The 17,325-nt window shown below is 71.6% G+C and carries 11 protein-coding genes; 7 read left to right on the top strand and 4 right to left on the bottom strand.

Annotation, left to right across the window (positions count from 1 at the left end; translation table 11 throughout):
- Genes AB0E90_RS42895 through AB0E90_RS42885 form a run of 3 tightly spaced genes read left to right on the top strand, consistent with a single transcriptional unit; the run spans position 1 to position 2,928 of the window.
- Positions 1 to 801, top strand: coding sequence for an MBL fold metallo-hydrolase (locus AB0E90_RS42895; RefSeq protein WP_360418083.1), 801 nt, complete (start codon positions 1 to 3; stop codon positions 799 to 801).
- 43 nt (positions 802 to 844) lie between these two features.
- Positions 845 to 1,825, top strand: a complete 981-nt coding sequence (locus AB0E90_RS42890) for a class I SAM-dependent methyltransferase (protein ID WP_360418082.1) — start codon at positions 845 to 847, stop codon at positions 1,823 to 1,825.
- Positions 1,822 to 2,928 carry a glutamate--cysteine ligase gene (locus AB0E90_RS42885; RefSeq protein ID WP_360418081.1) on the top strand — a complete coding sequence of 369 codons (1,107 nt, stop codon included), beginning with the start codon at positions 1,822 to 1,824 and terminating at the stop codon, positions 2,926 to 2,928. The genes AB0E90_RS42890 and AB0E90_RS42885 overlap by 4 nt, the downstream gene beginning before the upstream one ends.
- Before the next feature lie 59 nt (positions 2,929 to 2,987).
- Here the strand turns inward: AB0E90_RS42885 and AB0E90_RS42880 are convergent, their stop codons facing one another.
- Positions 2,988 to 4,160: a zinc-dependent alcohol dehydrogenase gene (locus tag AB0E90_RS42880; RefSeq protein WP_360418080.1), complete on the bottom strand. Its 1,173-nt coding sequence runs from the start codon at positions 4,158 to 4,160 to the stop codon at positions 2,988 to 2,990.
- A complete protein-coding gene (locus AB0E90_RS42875) occupies positions 4,157 to 4,582 on the bottom strand; it encodes a hypothetical protein (RefSeq protein ID WP_360418079.1) in 426 nt (141 codons plus the stop codon). The genes AB0E90_RS42880 and AB0E90_RS42875 overlap by 4 nt, the downstream gene beginning before the upstream one ends.
- Before the next feature lie 194 nt (positions 4,583 to 4,776).
- Between AB0E90_RS42875 and AB0E90_RS42870 the strand changes: the two genes are divergently transcribed.
- From AB0E90_RS42870 to AB0E90_RS42860, 3 genes are all read left to right on the top strand, one after another.
- Positions 4,777 to 5,370: a molybdopterin-dependent oxidoreductase gene (locus AB0E90_RS42870; RefSeq protein WP_360418078.1), complete on the top strand. Its 594-nt coding sequence runs from the start codon at positions 4,777 to 4,779 to the stop codon at positions 5,368 to 5,370.
- The gene (locus AB0E90_RS42865; RefSeq protein ID WP_360418077.1) at positions 5,370 to 7,394 is read left to right on the top strand and encodes an EAL domain-containing protein; all 2,025 of its coding nucleotides are present in this window, start codon (positions 5,370 to 5,372) and stop codon (positions 7,392 to 7,394) included. The genes AB0E90_RS42870 and AB0E90_RS42865 overlap by 1 nt, the downstream gene beginning before the upstream one ends.
- 124 nt (positions 7,395 to 7,518) lie before the next feature.
- Positions 7,519 to 10,872, top strand: coding sequence for a hypothetical protein (locus tag AB0E90_RS42860; protein WP_360418076.1), 3,354 nt, complete (start codon positions 7,519 to 7,521; stop codon positions 10,870 to 10,872).
- Between the two features lie 53 nt (positions 10,873 to 10,925).
- Here the strand turns inward: AB0E90_RS42860 and AB0E90_RS42855 are convergent, their stop codons facing one another.
- On the bottom strand, positions 10,926 to 12,296 hold the full coding sequence (locus AB0E90_RS42855) for an MFS transporter (protein WP_360418075.1): 1,371 nt from the start codon (positions 12,294 to 12,296) through the stop codon (positions 10,926 to 10,928).
- Positions 12,293 to 15,661 carry an AMP-binding protein gene (locus AB0E90_RS42850; protein ID WP_360418074.1) on the bottom strand — a complete coding sequence of 1,123 codons (3,369 nt, stop codon included), beginning with the start codon at positions 15,659 to 15,661 and terminating at the stop codon, positions 12,293 to 12,295. The genes AB0E90_RS42855 and AB0E90_RS42850 overlap by 4 nt, the downstream gene beginning before the upstream one ends.
- A 75-nt stretch (positions 15,662 to 15,736) precedes the next feature.
- Between AB0E90_RS42850 and AB0E90_RS42845 the strand changes: the two genes are divergently transcribed.
- Complete coding sequence (locus tag AB0E90_RS42845) at positions 15,737 to 17,317, top strand: PfaD family polyunsaturated fatty acid/polyketide biosynthesis protein (RefSeq protein WP_360418073.1); 1,581 nt, start codon at positions 15,737 to 15,739, stop codon at positions 17,315 to 17,317.
- The last annotated feature ends 8 nt before the right edge of the window (positions 17,318 to 17,325 follow it).

Below are 17,325 nucleotides of genomic sequence, written 5' to 3'. Positions count from 1 at the left end.
ATGCGGGCCGACGTCACCTTCATCGGCAATGCCACGACCGTGCTGCGGCTGGGCGAGTTCACGTTGCTGACCGACCCGGCGTTCGGGCCGGCCGGCAGCCGCGTCTACCTCGGCTACGGGGCCTGGACCCGCCGGCTCACCGATCCTGCGCTGGCGGCGCTCGATCTCGCGCAGGTGGACGCGGTGCTCCTCTCCCACCTGCACGGCGATCATTTCGACCGGGCCGCGCGGGAGCAGCTCGAGCATTCCCTGCCGATCATCACGACGCCCCAGGCCGAACGCCGCCTGCGCCGCCGGCACTTCGAGGCGGTCCGCGGGCTGCCCACCTGGGAATGCCACGAATGGACCCGGGACCGCCAGCGGCTGCGAGTCACCGCGGTGCCCGGCCGACACGGCCCCGGCCTGGCCGACGCGCTGCTGCCGGACGTGATGGGCTCGGTGGTGGAGCTGGAACAGGACGGGCGGTGCGCGCTGCGGTTGTACATCACCGGCGACACGCTGTACGACCCCGGCCTCGCCGAGATACCGCGGCGGTTCGGTGAGATCGACGCCATGCTCATCCACCTCGGCGGCACCCGGCTGCTCGGTCTGCTGCTGACCATGGACGACCGGCAGGGCGCCGACCTGACCGACCTGATCCGGCCCCGGCTGACCGTTCCTGTGCATTTCGACGACTACCGGGTGATGAAGTCGCCGCTGAGCAACTTCCTGGCCCGCGCGCGGGCGCAGGGACTGACCGGCGTTCAGCCGATCACCCGCGGCGGCACGCTGGATCTGCGGCCGCCCGATCGGTGTTCCTGATCAGCGGCGAATAGGTCGCGCGGGGCGGGGAATCCGGCTCGCCATGACGACGACCGGCACGGCCGCAGCGGCCGCACCACCACATGCCGACGCCGCCGCCGACGAAGCGCTGCTTCGCCTCGGCCGGGCGCTTCGGGACCTCGGCTACCGGTTCACCACGATCACCCCGGCCACCCATGAGCGGGTCAACCGGCGTCCCGCGAACGCGTGGGCCCGCACCGAGCGGGACGTGCTGGGCTGGAGCCGGCCGTTCCGGGCCGGGGTCCTGCCCGCGGGGCTGATGGAGCTGCTGGACGCGGCCAGGGCCCTCGAGCGCCACGGCGACGGCTGGCGGAGCCGGATCCGGTTCTCCTCCTACGACGACGAGCTGTTCCTGCACTCCACTTTTCCGACCGCGACCGCCGACTCGGTCTTCTTCGGCCCGGACACGTACCGGATGGCCGACGCGGCGGCCGCACACATCGCGGCGCGGGCCACGCCGGTGCGCCGGGCCGTGGACATCGGTTGCGGCACCGCGGCCGGGGCGATCACCGTCGCGAAGCGGGCGCCGGAGGCCGAGGTCATCGGCGTCGACATCAACGACACCGCGCTGCGGTATGCCCGGATAAACGCCGCGCTGGCCGGCGCCGACCGGGTCCGGCTGTGCCACAGCGACCTGCTGAACGGCGTGGACGGCGCCTTCGACCTGATCATCGCCAACCCGCCGTTCATGATCGATTCAGCCCGGCGCACCTACCGCGACGGCGGCGGGCCGCAGGGCAACCAGCTCCCCCTCGCGGTCGTCGACACCGCGAAGCAGCGGCTGGCGCCGGGCGGCTCGCTGGTGCTGTTCAGCGGGACCGGCATCATCGAGGGACGCGACCCGCTCCGCGAGGCCGCCGAACAGCGGCTGAGCCGGACCGGCCTGGCCTGGACCTACCGCGAGGTCGATCCGGACGTGTACGGCGAGGAACTGGACACCCCCGCCTATCAGCACGCCGAACGGGTCGCGGTCGTGGTGCTGACCGCCACCCGCCCGCGGTGACCGGGGCCGGTCCGGCCCCGACCGTGGGTGTCGAGGAGGAGTTCCTGCTCCTCGACCCGCACAGCGGTGAGAACGTGCCGCTGGCCGGGAAGGTGCTGAGTGCTCTGCCCGAGTCGGTGCGCGGGCAGAGCCGCCTGGAGTTCCGGCACAGCATGATCGAGATGGTCACCCCGGTCTGTACCGGGCTGGCCGAGCTCCGGCAGCACCTGGTGGACAACCGGCGGGCGGCCGCGGCCGCGGCGGCCGACGCCGGCGCCCGCCTGGTCGCCGTCGGCGCGACCCCGGTGGCCGAGCCCGTCCTGGAGCCGACCGAGAACCCGCGGTTCCACGAGATCGCCCGGTTCTACGGGCCGATCGCGGCCGACCCCGCGGTGTGCGGCTGTCACGTCCACGTCGGCGTGCCGGACCGGGCGCTGGCCATCGAGGTCGGCAACCACCTGCGGGCTTGGTTGCCGGTCGTGCAGGCGCTCGCGGCGAACTCACCGCTGTATCGGGGCGCGGACACCGGCTACGCCAGCTGGCGGTCCGTGCAGCTGCAACGGTGGCCCAGCCTGGGACCGGCGCCGCACGCCGATTCGGCCGCCGGCTACGACGCGACGGTGGCCACGCTGGTGTCGGCCGGCGTCATGCTTGACGACACCATGGTCCTCTGGTACTCCCGCCCGTCCGCCACCTTCCCGACGGTCGAGGTGCGGGTCGGTGACGTCGGAGCCACCGTGGACGACACCGTGGTGATCGCGGGCCTCGTCCGGGCGCTGGTGGCGACGGCCATGGACGACATCTCGGCCGGCCGCCCGGCCCGGCGCGTTCCGGACGATCTGTTGCGGGCGGCGCACTGGAACGCGGCGCGCACCGCGCTGGACGGCACGCTGACCGATCTCCGCTCGCAGTGCGCCCGGCCGGCCTGGGACCTGGTGGACGAGCTGGTCGGCTACGTCGGGCCGGTCCTTCGCCGCCAGCGCGACCAGGACGTCGTCGAGGCGCAGCTGGCGCGCCTCCGGCGGGACGGCACCGGCGCGGCCCGGCAACGGCGGATCCTGAGTGCGGGCGGTGACACCGCCGCGGTGCTGGACCGGCTGGCCGAGCTGATCGTCGCCGGATGACGGCGACACGGCCCGGGATGCCGCGCTGAGGCGACTCGTCCCGGGCCGGTCGGATCGCGTCAGTTGGGCAGGAACACCGCCCGTACACAGTCGTCTTCTTTGTCCTTGAACATCCGGTAGCCAGCCGGGGCGTCGGCCAGCGGCATGGTGTGGGTGGCGAGGTGTTCGGTGACCAGCTCGCCGCGGGCCATCCGATCGAGCAGCATCGGGATGTAACGCTGGCCGTGCATCTGCGCTCCGCGCACGGTGAGTCCCTTGTTCATCAGCGCGCCGAGCGGGAACTTGTCCACGAAGCCGGCGTACACGCCGAGGACGAAGACCGAGCCGCCCTTGCGGCAGGCGTGAATCGCGTCGCGTACCGCCGCCGGCCGGTCGGTCTGCAGGCGAAGCTGCTGTTTGACCTGGTCATATAGGAACTGCGCGCCGGGGGTGTGCGCTTCCATGCCGACCGCCTCGATACAGACGTCCGGGCCCCGGCCACCGCTGCGCTCCCGCAGCTCCGCCTCGACGTCGGTGTGCTCGTAGTTCAGCGGTTCGGCCCCGGCGAACTTCTCGGCCTGGCCCAGCCGGTTCTCGTACCGGTCGATCACGATCACCCGGTCGGCGCCGAGCAGCACCGCCGCGCGCGCCGCCATCTGCCCGACCGCCCCGGCGCCCCAGACCGCCACCACGTCACCGGGCCGGACGCCGCCCAGGTCCGCGCCCATCCAGCCGGTGCTCGCCGAGTCGGAGGCGAACAGGGCCCGCTCGTCGGTGACCGCCTCGGGCACGATAAACGCGCCGACGTCGGCGAACGGGACCCGGATGTACTGGGCGTGGCTTCCCGGGTTGCCGCCCATCGCGTGCGAGTACCCGAAACAGCCACCCGGGGCCTGTCCCCACAGCGTCTCGGTGATGGCCGGGTTGGTGTTGCCGTTGTCGCACAGCGAGAACAGCTCCTGGGCGCAGAAATAGCACTTGCCGCAGGCGATGAAGGACGACACCACCACCCGGTCACCCACCCGGTGGTTGCGGACGTCGGATCCGACCTCGACGACCTCGCCCACGAACTCGTGACCGAGGACGTCGCCCTTCTCCATGAACGGGATGTAACCGCCGATCAGGTGCAGGTCCGACCCGCAGGTGACGGTCCGGGTGACCTTGACGATGATGTCGCCGGGGTTGCGGATCTCCGGGTCCGGCACCTCCCCGACGGCCAGCTTGTTGACGCCCTGCCACTGCAACGCCTTCACAGCAGTCCCCCTTCGCGACCGTGCCGGGTGGCCGCGCGCAATGGCGCGTTCAGCGCGGTGGGGGTGCTGGTCGGGCCGCCCGGCTGCAGCACGTCGCCGACTTCCAGAAGTGATCGGCTCTCCCGCAGCAGACGCCGGATGTCGCCGTCGGAGACCGTGTCGTTCAGAGCACGTGCGCTGATCTCCGTGCCCCGATCGGCGGGAGCCGCCCGCAGCTGCACGTCCAGGGCTCCGTGGTAGGCGCTCAACGGCTCCGGCAGCACCTCAGCTATCTCATCGAAGGGCCGCTGGACTGTGATCACATGGCGCCGGCCGGAGGACGGCGCGGAAGCGGACCGCCGCCTGGCGACGACGCGATAGGTCGTACCGCCGAGAGCGGCGGTCACGGCGGTTACCAGCACCGCCCGGGTCATTAATCTCATGGACCCCGAATACCGATTTGGATCCCACTCAAACGACCTTTTTCTGCCATTCGCTCGGGCCTTGTCCCGCTGCGGCCGGGATGCGGAACTCGGCCCACCCGCGGGCGCCGGGTCCCTCAGAAGTGACGCGCGGGTGCCGATTCGAAGCTTGATCGCCGTGCCTGAGCGGTGACCGGCGGCGTGGGGAGAGCGCGATGCAGTCGACCAGATCCTGGCGGATGGGCGCGGTCGCCGCCGTACTGCTGCTTGCCGCTTGTAGCAGTGGCTCCTCCGGAACGCAGGCGGCGGCGCCCGGGCCGGCGACGCCGTCGGCCGCCCGGGTCATCAGCGTCGCCACGCTGAAGCCGGGACAGACGGTTCCGACGCCGGCTGGGAAGGCCCTGTTCACCATGACCGGGAAGATCTCGACCTCCAACAAGGGGGCCGATCTGGTCTTCGACCAGAGCACCGTCGAGGATCTCGGCCTGGTCCAGGTCAAGCTGTACGAGCCGTGGACCAAGGCGGACATGGAGTTCCGCGGGGTCTGGCTGAAGGACCTCGTGGCGGTTGCCGGTGTGCCGGCCGACGCCACCAGGCTGCATATCACCGCCCTCGACGACTACGCGGTCGATCTGTCTCTGGCCGACATCCGGGCCGGCGGGATCATGCTGGCCACCCGGGCCGGCGACGGCTCGGCCATCCCGATCGATCAGGGCGGCCCGAGCCGGGTGGTGTTCTCCGACGGCGTCAAGGCCGGCACCAACGCGGATCAGTGGGTGTGGAGCGTCAAGGAGATAGCTGTCCAGTGATGCCGACGGAATCCGAGGCGGAAGCTGTTCCGTTCGCGGTATCCGAGGGACGGCTGTGGCAACGCATCACCTACGTGGCGCTCGTGGTGACGATGATCGGCGCCACCGTCGGCGTGCTGGGCATCGTGGTACGCAACAGCGTCCTTCTGGGCCGGATGACCACCGACGTCTCGGTGGCGCAGCAGCGCACGACGAACCTGCACAATCTGCAGCTGGCGACCCTGCACCTGTTGCTGGAGCTGACCCAGCAGGGCCAGGGCGACAGCACCGACGAGATCACCGTGCGCCGGGGATTGCTGGGCCGGATGTTCACCGTCGTGGACGGGTTGTTCCCGGCCGGTTCGGCCCAGGTGCGCGAACTGCGGGCGATCCAGGCGTCGCTCGACCGTTTCTCCTGGTCACGCCTGGACGGCACGACGACCGACTGGGACGTCGCGATCATCTCGGCCCGAGGCCTGGTCTCGCAGACCGAGGTTCAGGTCAAGGGCATGTACGACGAGCAGGAGCAGTTCTTCTACGGAGCCACCCGACAGTCCCTGCAGGCCAAGCGGGACAGCCAGAACGCGCTCGCGGTGCTGATGACCCTCGTCATCATCATGGCCGCCTGCTGGCTGGTCCTGCTCCGGCGCCGCACCCGGAGCCGGCTGGTGCAGGCCTACGACGCGCTGGTCGCCGAGGTGTCCGAACGCCGTACGCTGCAGGACCAGCTCACCCACCAGGCGTTCCACGACGCGCTCACCGGCCTGCCGAACCGGGCGCTGTTCGTCCGCCGGCTGGCTGACAGCATTCAGGCGCCCGGCGAGGCCACCGGGGCGCCGTCGGCCGTGCTCGTCGACCTGGACGGATTCAAGAACGTCAACGACACGCTCGGCCACGGCGCCGGCGACGAGCTGCTGCGAGTGATCGCGGAACGCCTCCGCGATTGCGTACGGGCCGGTGACACCGTGTCCCGGCTCGGCGGCGACGAGTTCGCCCTCGTCATCGTCCGGGAGGACCCCCTCGACGGCGCGGTCGCCGCGAGCCGGCGGTTGATCGAGGCGATCCAGCGGCCGATCCCGGTGGCCGGGCAGGAGGTCAGCATCAACGCGAGCGTCGGGATCGCCCACCTGGACGGGCAGGCCGGCGCCGAAGAGCTTCTCGCCGACGCCGACATCGCAATGTACGCGGCGAAGAAGGCCGGCAAGGCCCGCTACGAGGTGTTCCGTTCCGACATGCGGGACCAGACGCGGCGCCGGGTCCGGCTGGAACAGCAACTGGCCCGCGCGGTCGAGGCGCGCGAGATCGAGGTCTTCTACCAGCCGATCGTCGCCCTGGACTCCGGCCGGGTCACCGCCGTGGAGGCGCTCGCCCGCTGGCGGCACCCCGAGGACGGCCTGATCCCGCCCGGAACGTTCATCCCGGTGGCCGAGGAGTCCGGCCTGATCCGCGAGATCGGCCGCGACGTCCTCCGGCAGGCCTGCGCGACGGTCCAGCGCTGGCGGCATTCGGTGCCCGGCTGCACGGACCTGATCGGCACCGTCAACGTGTCCGTCCGGCAACTGCAATCCGGCACGTTCTCCGCCCACCTGGACGAGGCGCTGCAGGAGAGCGGCCTGCCGCCCGCCGCGCTGACTCTGGAGATCACCGAGAGCCTCCTGCTGGACGAGTCCGACATCGTCACCGCCGAACTGGGCCGGATCAAGAGCCGGGGCGTGCGGCTGGCCATGGACGACTTCGGCGCCGGCTACTCGTCGGTGGCGTCCCTGCTGCGCCTTCAGGTCAGCGTCCTGAAGATCGACAAAACCTTCCTCGACCTCGACAACAGCAACCAGGGAACCCTCATCCGCGCCGTGACCGAGCTCGGCCACACGCTGGGACTCACGGTGGTGGCGGAGGGCGTGGAAACCGAGGACCAGCTGGCGCACGTACGCCGGGCCAACTGCGACAGCGTGCAGGGCTTCCTGCTGTCCCGCCCGCTGCCGGAACACGAGGCCCACAGCTACCTGTCCGGGTCCGTTCCCGAGGGCGTGCCGCTGCGCGGATGAGGCGGCCGGACCAGAATTTCGGCGAATGGCGCGTGGAGGACGTTTCGCCGCCATAACGTGAGTCTGCGTCGACATTTCTCGGATTTGTCGTGCATTCAGACACGGCTCACGGCGGGACGACGAGATGTTCGGATCTATTCCGCGGCGCTGGTGCGCCGCGCTGCTGACGGTGCTCGTGGTCGGCCTGGTCGGTCTGGTCGGCGCACCACCGGCCATGGCCGAGCCGGCGGTGAACGGGCTCGGCGAAGCCATCCTCTACTTCACCGCATCGGACGGGCTCACGCGCGTCGGGCCGTACGGCAGCAATCCGAAGACCTTTCCGGTCGCGGATCCGGCCGGCGTGGCTCTCGACGTAGACGGCGCCGTCTACGTCGCCGGCGGGTCCGGGGCCGGCCCTCTCGTCCGCGAGTTCAAGCCGGACGCCACGTGGGGAGAGTCCCTGTTCCCCGATCTGTCGAGCGCCTCCGACGTCGCGGTCCGGGACGGCCGGGTCGTTGTGGCCGATTCCGACTCGCTGCAGGTCAAGGACCCCGACGACGTGGCGGCGATCTTCGCGCCGGGTGTGCACCCGACCAAGGTGGTCAGCACGGCGGCCGCCGTGTACTTCATCGACGGCGACGACGGCGGTGTCTATCGATACCGGAGCGGCGACGGCGTGCAGGTGGTCGTGCCGAGCGAATCCACGTCCGGCCTCGCGGCGGATGCGGCGGGAAATCTCTACCTCGGCCAGCCCACGAGGATCGTCAAGTACGACCCGGTCCAGGAGTCGGAAACGGTCCTCGTCGGCAACCTGGACGACGCGCCGGTCGACCTGGCGGTGAGCGAGAGTGGCGACCTGTATTACGCGTCGAGCGATGGCAAAATTCTGTGCCGGCCAGCTGCGGAATTCTCCTCGACGACGGTCGCCACCGGTATCGAGGGGCTGACCTCCATCGCCGTGCGGACGGCCCCCACTATGCCGGGCGCCGTCTCGGCCGAGGGCGAAGACGGGCAGGTACGGGTCTTCTGGAGCCCCTCCGGGACGAACGGCGGCGGCTCCGACATCCGGTACGAGGTCGCCACGTTCGTCGGTGACGAGATCGGTGAACCGGTGCCGGCGCCGGATGTTCCGGTCTGCGCGACCCGAGAGACGACGTGCACCATCGAGAACCTCGAGAACGGCAAGACCTACATGTTCGGGGTTGCCGCCTTCAACACCGCGGACGGGAACGACACCGGCGGCTCGTTGCCGAACCAGTCCAACAGCGTCTCTCCCCACATCGGCCCCGACAAGCCGGTCTTCGGTACGCCGGTGCCAGGCAACGCCGCCGCGACGGTGACCTTCACGCCGGGGGCCGACAACGGCGTTCCGACCAGGGGATGGATGATTTCGGTCGATCGCGTCGAGTGGCGCGGGGTCAACGTCGTCCCGACCGCCGAGAACGAATTCGAGGTGGTCTTCGACCGGCTGGTGAACGACGAGACCAACACCCTGTACCTCCGGGCCTACGACCCGGCCACCGACATGACGGGTGCGGTGGCGAGCACCACGGTCACGCCGGACAGTGACTTACCGGCAGTTCCGTGGTTCTCCGAGGTCCGGGCGGGCGAGAGGTCGGCGACCCTGTTCTTCCCGCCGATCGATCCGGGCATCAGCGAGATCACCGGCTACGAGGCGAGCGTCAACGGTGCGGTCTGGACTCCGGTGGCGGCCACGGACGGACTTCCCAGCGACGACGAGAGCTCGCCCACGGAAACGCCGAGCACTCCGTCCGAGGACGTGAGCCCACCCGCCGACGAGCCCACCACACCCTCGGACGACGAAAGCCCGCCCGCCGACGGAGACGATCAAAGCGCGCAGAGCGAGGGTACGGACGACGGGTCGGACACGCTGAGCGTCGTGATCGAGAACCTGACCCAGCCGGCGAACCTGATCCGTCTGCGCGCGAAGAATGCCGAGGGTGCCGGCGTCTACGCCTCCACCATGGTCTTCCCGACCCAGGTCGTCGCGCCCGGCGCCCCGGCCGACGTGGCGCTCGAGTCGGGCGACGAGCGACTCACGGTGGTCTTCATGCCGAGCCGGTATCCGGCCGACCGCTTCGAGGTGAAGGTCGGCGATGGCGAGTGGACGCCCTTGACCCTCGACGACATCGACCGGGGAGGACGACAGGGCGGCGTCGTCACCGGTCTGCAGAACGGCACGACCTATGAGGTACGGGTGCGGGGCGTCAACCAGGTCGACGACGGCGAGGAGAGCGAGCCCGCATCCGGCACCCCGGCGGCGCGGCCCTCGGCGCCGAGGGAGCTGCAAGCCACGCCCGCCGACGCCTCGGCCCGGCTGAGCTTCCTCCCACCGGCCGACGACGGCGGTGATCCGAGCCATCTGACCTACCAGGTCCTCCTCGAGAACAGCGAGGACTGGGAGCCGCTCACCACCGAGCCGGGGACGGACGGGGCGCTGATCGCCACGGTGTCCGACCTGTCGAACGACGAGACCTGGAACATCCGGCTGCGTGCCCACAACAGCAGCGGCGGGAGCGAGGAGGCGACCGTCGCGGTCACGCCCTCGACCCTGCCGCCCACGACCCCGCCGACCAGCGAGCCGACCACAACTCCGACAACCCCGCAGACCAGCGCTCCGACCACGACCGCGCCGGCCTCCTCAGCACCGGCCACCACCGCACCCGCGGCGACGCCGACTACAACGGCACCGACGAGTACGGCGCCAACCGTCGCGCCGACCACGACGGCACCCACGACCGCACCGCCCACAACCGCACCCACGACCGCGCCGACGACGCCCGCGCCGGTGACCCCGCAAGCGCCCACCGGCGTCAGCGCCACCGCCGGCCTCGCTTCGATCACCGTGTCGTGGAACGCGCCGGCCGCCAACGGCGCGGTGATCACCGGCTATCGGGCCACCGCCTTCCCGGGCGGAGCCAGCTGCACGAGCACCGGCGCCAGCTGTGTGGTCGGCGGGGACGCAGGGACCTCATACACCGTCAGTGTGGTGGCCGTCTCGGCCGCCGGCGACTCGCCGAGCTCGGCGTCCTCGAACGCCGTGACCCCGACCGAGCTGACGGTGCCCAACGCGCCTCCGGTCACCAACCTGCCGCTGGAGATGCCCGACGGCCCGGTCACCTCGGCCGCGCCGGGTGGAAAGCTGAAGATGTCCGGACGCGGCTACGCGCCGTTCTCCGTGATCACGCTGGCGGTCTACTCGAAGCCCACCGTGCTCGGCACGGTCACCGCCGACGCCGACGGCGCGTTCGAGACGGAGGTCGACGTTCCGGACAACCTCAGCGTCGGCACGCACTCGTTCGTCGCCGCCGGCGTCGACAAGTCCGGCAAGTTCCGGGCTCTGCGCCTCGACCTTCCCATCGCGAAGTCCAGCACCGGCACAACACTGCCGACGACCGGATCGGCCCTGCTGTGGCTGTTCGTCGCCGGTTTCGCCAGCGTCGTGACCGGCGTGGCGGTGCGGCGGCTCGCGAGATGAGACAGGCGGCCGACGCGGCGGTCCCGCAATCCCACATTCTCGGCACGCGGAGGTCAGTCGCCGGTGGCCAGCAACTGCGCCCGGCGAACTCCGGGGAGCAGCAACGCCAGGGCCGTTCCGGCGGCGACGATGACGGCGGCGGCGGCCAGGGCCGGGACCAGGCCGTCGACGAAGGTGGTCGGGGTGTAGCCGCCCTCGGTGGCGAAGATGGAGACCAGCATCGCCACGCCGACGGCGACGCCCAGCTCGCGGGCGGTGTTGTTGACGCCCGCGGCCACGCCGCGTTCGTGTTCCGGGACGGCCTCGAGGGCGACCGCGCTGATCGGCGGGTAGCTCAGTCCCAGCCCGATGCCGGCCAGCAGGAACGGGCCGAACAGCACCGGGAAGGGGACGTCGGCGGCGAAGACCGTGGCCATCCAGACCAGTGAGAGCGCCACCAGCGCCTGCCCGGCGACGACCAGGCGGGGCGCGCCCCACCGGGCCATCAGCAGGCCGGTGGCCGGGCCGACGAACAGCGGGACCAGCGAGCAGGGAAGGGTGCGCAGACCGGCCTGCAACGGGTCGGCGCCCTGAACGACCTGGAAGAACTGCGCGAGCAGGAAGATGCTGCCGTAGACGCCGATGTTGAGGCTGAAGGACAGCGTGTTGATGACGCTGAACTCCCGGGAGCGGAACAGGCGCAGCGGCAGCATCGGCGCTGCGCTGCGCGACTGCCACCAGAGGAACAGGCCGAACACCGCCGCACCGCCGGCCAGAGCGGCCAGGACCCGGGGCGAGCTCCACCCGTGTGCCGGCGCCTCCACCACGCCCCGGACCAGCACGAAGATCGACGTGGTGAGCAGGGCGATGCCGCCCAAGTCGATCCGCCGTGGTTGTCCACGGGATTCGCTCAGCAGCCGGCCGGCCAGCAGCATCGCGACCAGTCCGACCGGCACGTTGAGCCAGAAGATCCAGGTCCAGTGCAGCCCCTCCACCACGGCTCCGCCGAGCACCGGCCCGATCGCGACGCCGAGACCGGTGAACCCGCTCCACAGGGCGATCGCCAGGGGCCGCCGCCCGGCCGGCACGCCGGCGGCCAGCAGGGCCAGCGACAGCGTCATGACGAACGCGCCGGAGGCGCCCTGCACCGCGCGGGCGATCATCAGCGCGCCGACGGTGGTGGCCAGCGCGCAACCGGCCGAAGCGCAGGTGAAGACGACGATGCCGATCATGAAGATCAGCCGCCGGCCGAATCGGTCACCGAGCGCCGCCGCGGTGAGCAGCAGCGCGGCGTACGGCAGGGTGTAGGCGTCGACGATCCACTGAAGATCACCGGTCGAGGCGTCGAACGCGGTCCGCATCGCCGGCAACGCGGTCGTGACCACCAGATTGTCCAGCGAGACCATGAACGCCGGCAGGCCCACCGCCGCGATGACCGCCTTCACGACTGGTCGGTCATCAGGCCGCGCAGCTCGCCCGCGAACCGGGCCGTCCACTCGTCGATCTCCGCTCCGGTCCACCCCAGGTGGTGCGGCGAGTACCACCAGTCGAGGCGGGTCGTCCCCTCGATGATGGAGCACTCGAGGTAGAGCGGCGGCTGCTTGAGGCCGCACTCGGCGTCCCACATGTCGCCGAGCGGGGCGTCCCGGGGCGAGAAGAGGCCGCTGCGGCTGCGCGCCGGCACCTCGCCCTGGAAGTTGAACCAGAGCGTCGGGACCGGCGAGCCGGCGAGGCCCGGGTCATCGGTCAGGTACTGCAGCGCCTCGAACGAGACGCCCGCCGAGGGCACGAGGGTGAGCCGTTCGGCCACCGCGGTCAGCGTCTCGCCCGGGCTCTGGCCGGAGCTGTCCTCGAAGGCGAGCGGGAAGGTGCAGTGCATGTCGCCGGCCGTCCGCGACAGGTCGAGGCCGTGCACCGCCGCCTGCCGTCCCGAGCTGGAGAGCCGGATCGCAAGACGACCGCAGCTCCACCGGTGCTGAGCGGTCCGCACCAGCGCGGTGAGCAGCGTGGTGGCGATCGGCGAGCGGCGGCCGTCCCTCCGCACGGCACGGAGCGCGCGCGTCTCGTCGGGACTCAGGTATTGGCGTACGAAAGTGACGTCTTTCTCTTTGAGGCCCGGATGCACCCGGGAGTCGTAGCCGGCCGGCGGCGGCGCCTCGAGTTGCGCGCGCCAGAAATCCAGATCGGCAGCCGCTCCCCCGCGAGCAAAATCATTCATCCAGCGGGTGTACGCGTCGAACGGCGCCGACGTCCGCGCCAGAACCAGCGGCTCGCCCCGCTCGTCCAGCCGGCAGAGCTGGTCCAGTTCGTCGACCAGGATGCCCAGCGTGACGCCGTCCATGACGAGGTGGTTGAGGACGATGAACAGCCGCTGCGCGGGGCCCGCCCCGATCAGCAGGAGCCGCATCACCGGGCCGTTCTCGACGTCGAGGCGGTGATGCTGGTAGTTCAGGAGCGCTTCACCCCCGTCGGCGTCGACCGACTCGACGGCGAAACTGCTCTCGGCGTCACCGTAGTGCTGAGCGAACCGGCCGCCTTCGCGGCGGAACCGCAGCCGCAGCGCGTCCTGCCGGGCGACCAGCGCGGCCGCGGCCCGGCCCAGGCGCTCCGGGGTGAGCGGCCGGTGCACGTCGAGCATGATCGCGCGGTTCCACCAGTTCCAGTGGTCCAGCCGCAGGGCGTGCGCCTGAGCGGGGCTGAACGGGACGTCGCCCGGTTGCGGGGCTTCCGGCGGCTCGGCGGGCGCCCGGTCGAGGCCGGTCATGACGAAGGCCGCCATGTCGCGCAGGGTCGAGCCGTCGGAGACGGTCGCCGGCGAAACGTGCGCTCCGGTCCGGTCCTCGATGCGCTTGGCCAGGTCCATCATCCCGAGCGAATCCAGGCCGGCATCGCGCAGCGGCTGATCCACCGGCACGTCGTCCGGGGCGGGCAACTGCAGCAGGGCCGCAACCTCGGTCTGGAGCAGCCGGAGCACGTACTCCCCCGACGGCGCGTCCGCCACGGTGCCCGACCGTTCCGGGCCGGAAAGCGCCGCCTTACGCAGCGAGCCGTCCGCCCATCGGTCCCGGCTTTCCCCGCGCCGCGGCTTTCCGCTGGTCGTCTTGGGAAGGCGGCCGGGCCGCAGGAGCAGGACCTCGTGACACTGCACGCCGCTGTGCGCGGCCACCGCGGCCCGGATCGACGCCACCGCGCGATCGAGCGGGACCGCCTCGCCGCCGTCCAGGGCCTTGCGGCGCACCTCGGCCGCCACCACGACCCGCTCGGCGCCGCCGGCCCGCACGCCGAAAGCGACCGCGCTGCCCGGCCGCAGGATCGGATCGGCCGCCACCACCGCCGCCTCCAGGTCCTGCGGGTGGATGTTGCGGCCGCCGACGATGATCAGATCCTTGCGGCGGCCGCAGATGAACACCTCGCCGTCCGCGCCGATGGCCCCGAGGTCGCCGGTGCGCAGAAATCGCCGCTCGTCCCCGGTCGCCAGGCGCGCGGCGAAGACGGCCGCGTTCTCCTCGTCGCTGCGCCCCCAGTAACCGCTCGACACGCTGGCGCTCGACACCCAGAGCTCGCCCACCACGCCCGGTGGCCGGGGCTGTCGTGTCTCCGGGTCGACCGCCAGCACCGAAACGCCGAGCTCGGCGTCGGGGACGCCGCTGCCGACGAGCGTCACCGCGGGCGCGCCCGGCGAGGCGGGGACGACCACGCCGTCCCGGTCCAGCGTGGCCCGGTCCGCGTGCAGCAGCGTCGGCGCGTGGCCGACCGGACCGCTGATGAAAAGGACGGCCTCGGCCATGCCGTAGACGTTGACGAACGACGCCGGATCGAAGCGCATCGCCGCGAGCCCGGCCGCGAAGCGATCCATCGTCGCCGCCAGCATCGGCTCACCGCCCTGGAGGGTGGCCCGCAGCGAGGACAGGTCGAACGCGTCGTCCTCGCGAAGTCCACGTAGGACGTACTCGTAACCGAAGTTGGGTCCGGCGATGTGCGTGCCGCGGTAGCGGTCGATCGCTTCGAGCCAGAGGCGCGGGGCGGCGAGGAAGGTCAGCGGGGAGAAGACGATGCACCGGGCCCCGGTGTACATCGCGTTCAGGATCCCGCCGGCCAGGCCCATGTCGTGGAAGAGCGGCACCCAGCCGACCAGCACCGAATCGCCGTCGACTTGGGTGTTGCGCGCGATGAGCTCGAGGTTGTGCACGAGGTTGCGGTGGCGCACCACGACACCCTTGGGCGCCGACGTCGAGCCGGAGGTGTACTGCAGGTACACGATGTCGTCCGGGCCGAACCGCTCCACCGCGCGGGCGAGCCGGGCCGCGGCCGCCGCCGGCGCCGCCCGCTTCACCCGGTTCGACAGGAGCCAGGAGAGCTCGGGCCAGCTCGCGGTATCCCGGCCGCGCAGCCGGTTCGCCACGCCGTCCCGCACCGACGCGAGCCGGGTGAACGCGCGGTATTTCGCGTGCGTCAGCGCGACGCGGGCGCCGCTGTCCTCGGCGACATGACGCAGCTTCGGCAGCTCCCGGTCGAGATGTCGCGGATCGGGGCTCGCCACCGGAACCGCGATCGCGCCGAGCAGCATGCACCCGAAGAAACCCGCGACGAAGTCGAGCGCGTCGTCCGGCGGGAAGACCAGCAGGACGCGGTCGCCCGGCCCGACCCCGGCCGCCTCGAGAAGGTCGGCTGTGCCGGCCGCGCGCCGCACGATCTCCGCGCAGTCGGCCGCGTCGGCCTCCCGGCCGTGCCGGTCGAGAACGGTGTAGAGCGGTGCCCGAGCGGCGGCGTCGAGGCGCTCGGCCACGGTGATGAGCAGGCTCGGGGTCACGCCGCCATCTTAAGTGGACCAAGGCAAGCGCCGATGCACTAACGTGAGGGGCGCCTGCCGGGGGGAGGTGTCGCGGTGCGCTGGTTGCCGGGAGAACGTGCGGCCGACTTCTCGCCCGCGGGCATCGCCGAGTGCGTGCACCGCTTCCGCGAGCCTGCGCACCTCGTGCGCGATCGCGCCGGCCACGAGCCCGGGGTCGCGCTCGGCGGCCGGCTCCACACCGCCTCGGCCGGCCCGGAGCCGGGGCTCGAACTGGTCGGTTCGCTGCCCCCGCTCTATCCCGAGTGGCTCGGCGACCGCTCCTTCAATCAAACCCACGGCGTGCGATTTCCGTACGTCGCCGGGGAGATGGCGGGCGGCATCGCGACCGTCGCGTCGGTCGTGGCGATGGCCCGCGCGCAGATGCTCGGATTCTTCGGCGCCGCCGGGCTCGCCCTGCCGGCCACCGAGCGGGCGGTGGCGGAACTACGCGACAGCCTGCCCGGCCGGGACAACTGGGGGGTCAACCTGATCCACTCGCCGAGCGAGCCCGGGCACGAGGAACGCCTGGTCGACCTGCTGATCCGTGCCGCGGTGCCCAAGGTCTCGGCCTCCGCCTACATGGAACTGACCCCGGCGGTCGTCCGCTGCGCGGTCGCCGGGCTGCGCCCCGAGGGCCGGGCCCGGCAGCTGTTCGCCAAGGTCTCCCGCCCCGAGGTCGCCGCGCGGTTCCTGTCCCCCGCGCCGCCTGAGATCCTGCGCCGGCTCGTCGAACGCGGCCAGATCACCCCGGACGAGGCCGGCCTCGCGGCGCGGGTGCCGCTGGCCGAGGACGTGACGGTGGAGGCGGACAGCGGCGGCCACACCGACAACCGGCCGCTCGCCGTCGTCCTCCCGGTGATCCGGGCGCTGCGCGACGAGCTGACCAGGAAATACGGATACACCCGGCCGATCCGGGTCGGTGCAGCCGGCGGGCTGGGCGACCCGGCCGGGGTGGCGGCCGCCTTCGCCGCCGGCGCCGACTACGTCGTGACCGGCACCATCAACCAGCTCTCCCGCGAGGCCGGGCTCTCCGCGGCCGCGAAGGAGATGCTCGCGCAGGCCGATCTGGCCGACGTCGCGATGGCGCCGGCCGCCGACATGTTCGAGTACGGCGTCAAGGTGCAGGTGCTGCGGCGCGGCACGATGTTCGCGGCGCGCGCCGGTCAGCTCTACGACGTCTATCTGGCCCACCGGTCGCTCGCCGAGATTCCGGACGCGACCCGCGAGCGGATCGAGAAGGAGATCCTGCGCGGCACCTTCGAGGACTGCTGGCAGCAGACCCGCCAGTTCTGGCGGGAACGCGACCCACGCGAGGTCGAGCGGGCGGAGCTGGATCCGTACCATCAGATGGCCTTGGTCTTTCGCTCTTATCTGGGCCTGTCGAGCCGCTGGGCGATCACCGGTGAAGCGACCCGGCAGACCGACTTCCAGATCTGGTGCGGCCCGGCGATCGGCGCGTTCAACCGATGGACGGCGGGCAGCCCGCTCGCCCAGCCGGCCCACCGCACGGTCGTGCAGATCGCCCTCAACCTGCTCGAAGGCGCAGCCGTCGTGACCCGCGCCCACCAGTTGCGGTCCTACGGCGTCCCGGTGCCCGCCGAGGCCTTCGCCCCGCGCCCACGTCTGCTGTCCTGAGTCGCGCC

The organism is Actinoplanes sp. NPDC026619, assembly GCF_040638295.1.
Classification (GTDB): Bacteria; Actinomycetota; Actinomycetes; order Mycobacteriales; family Micromonosporaceae; genus Actinoplanes.
Note: the sequence above shows the minus strand (reverse complement) of the source record. Positions and strands in the feature narration are given on the sequence as shown.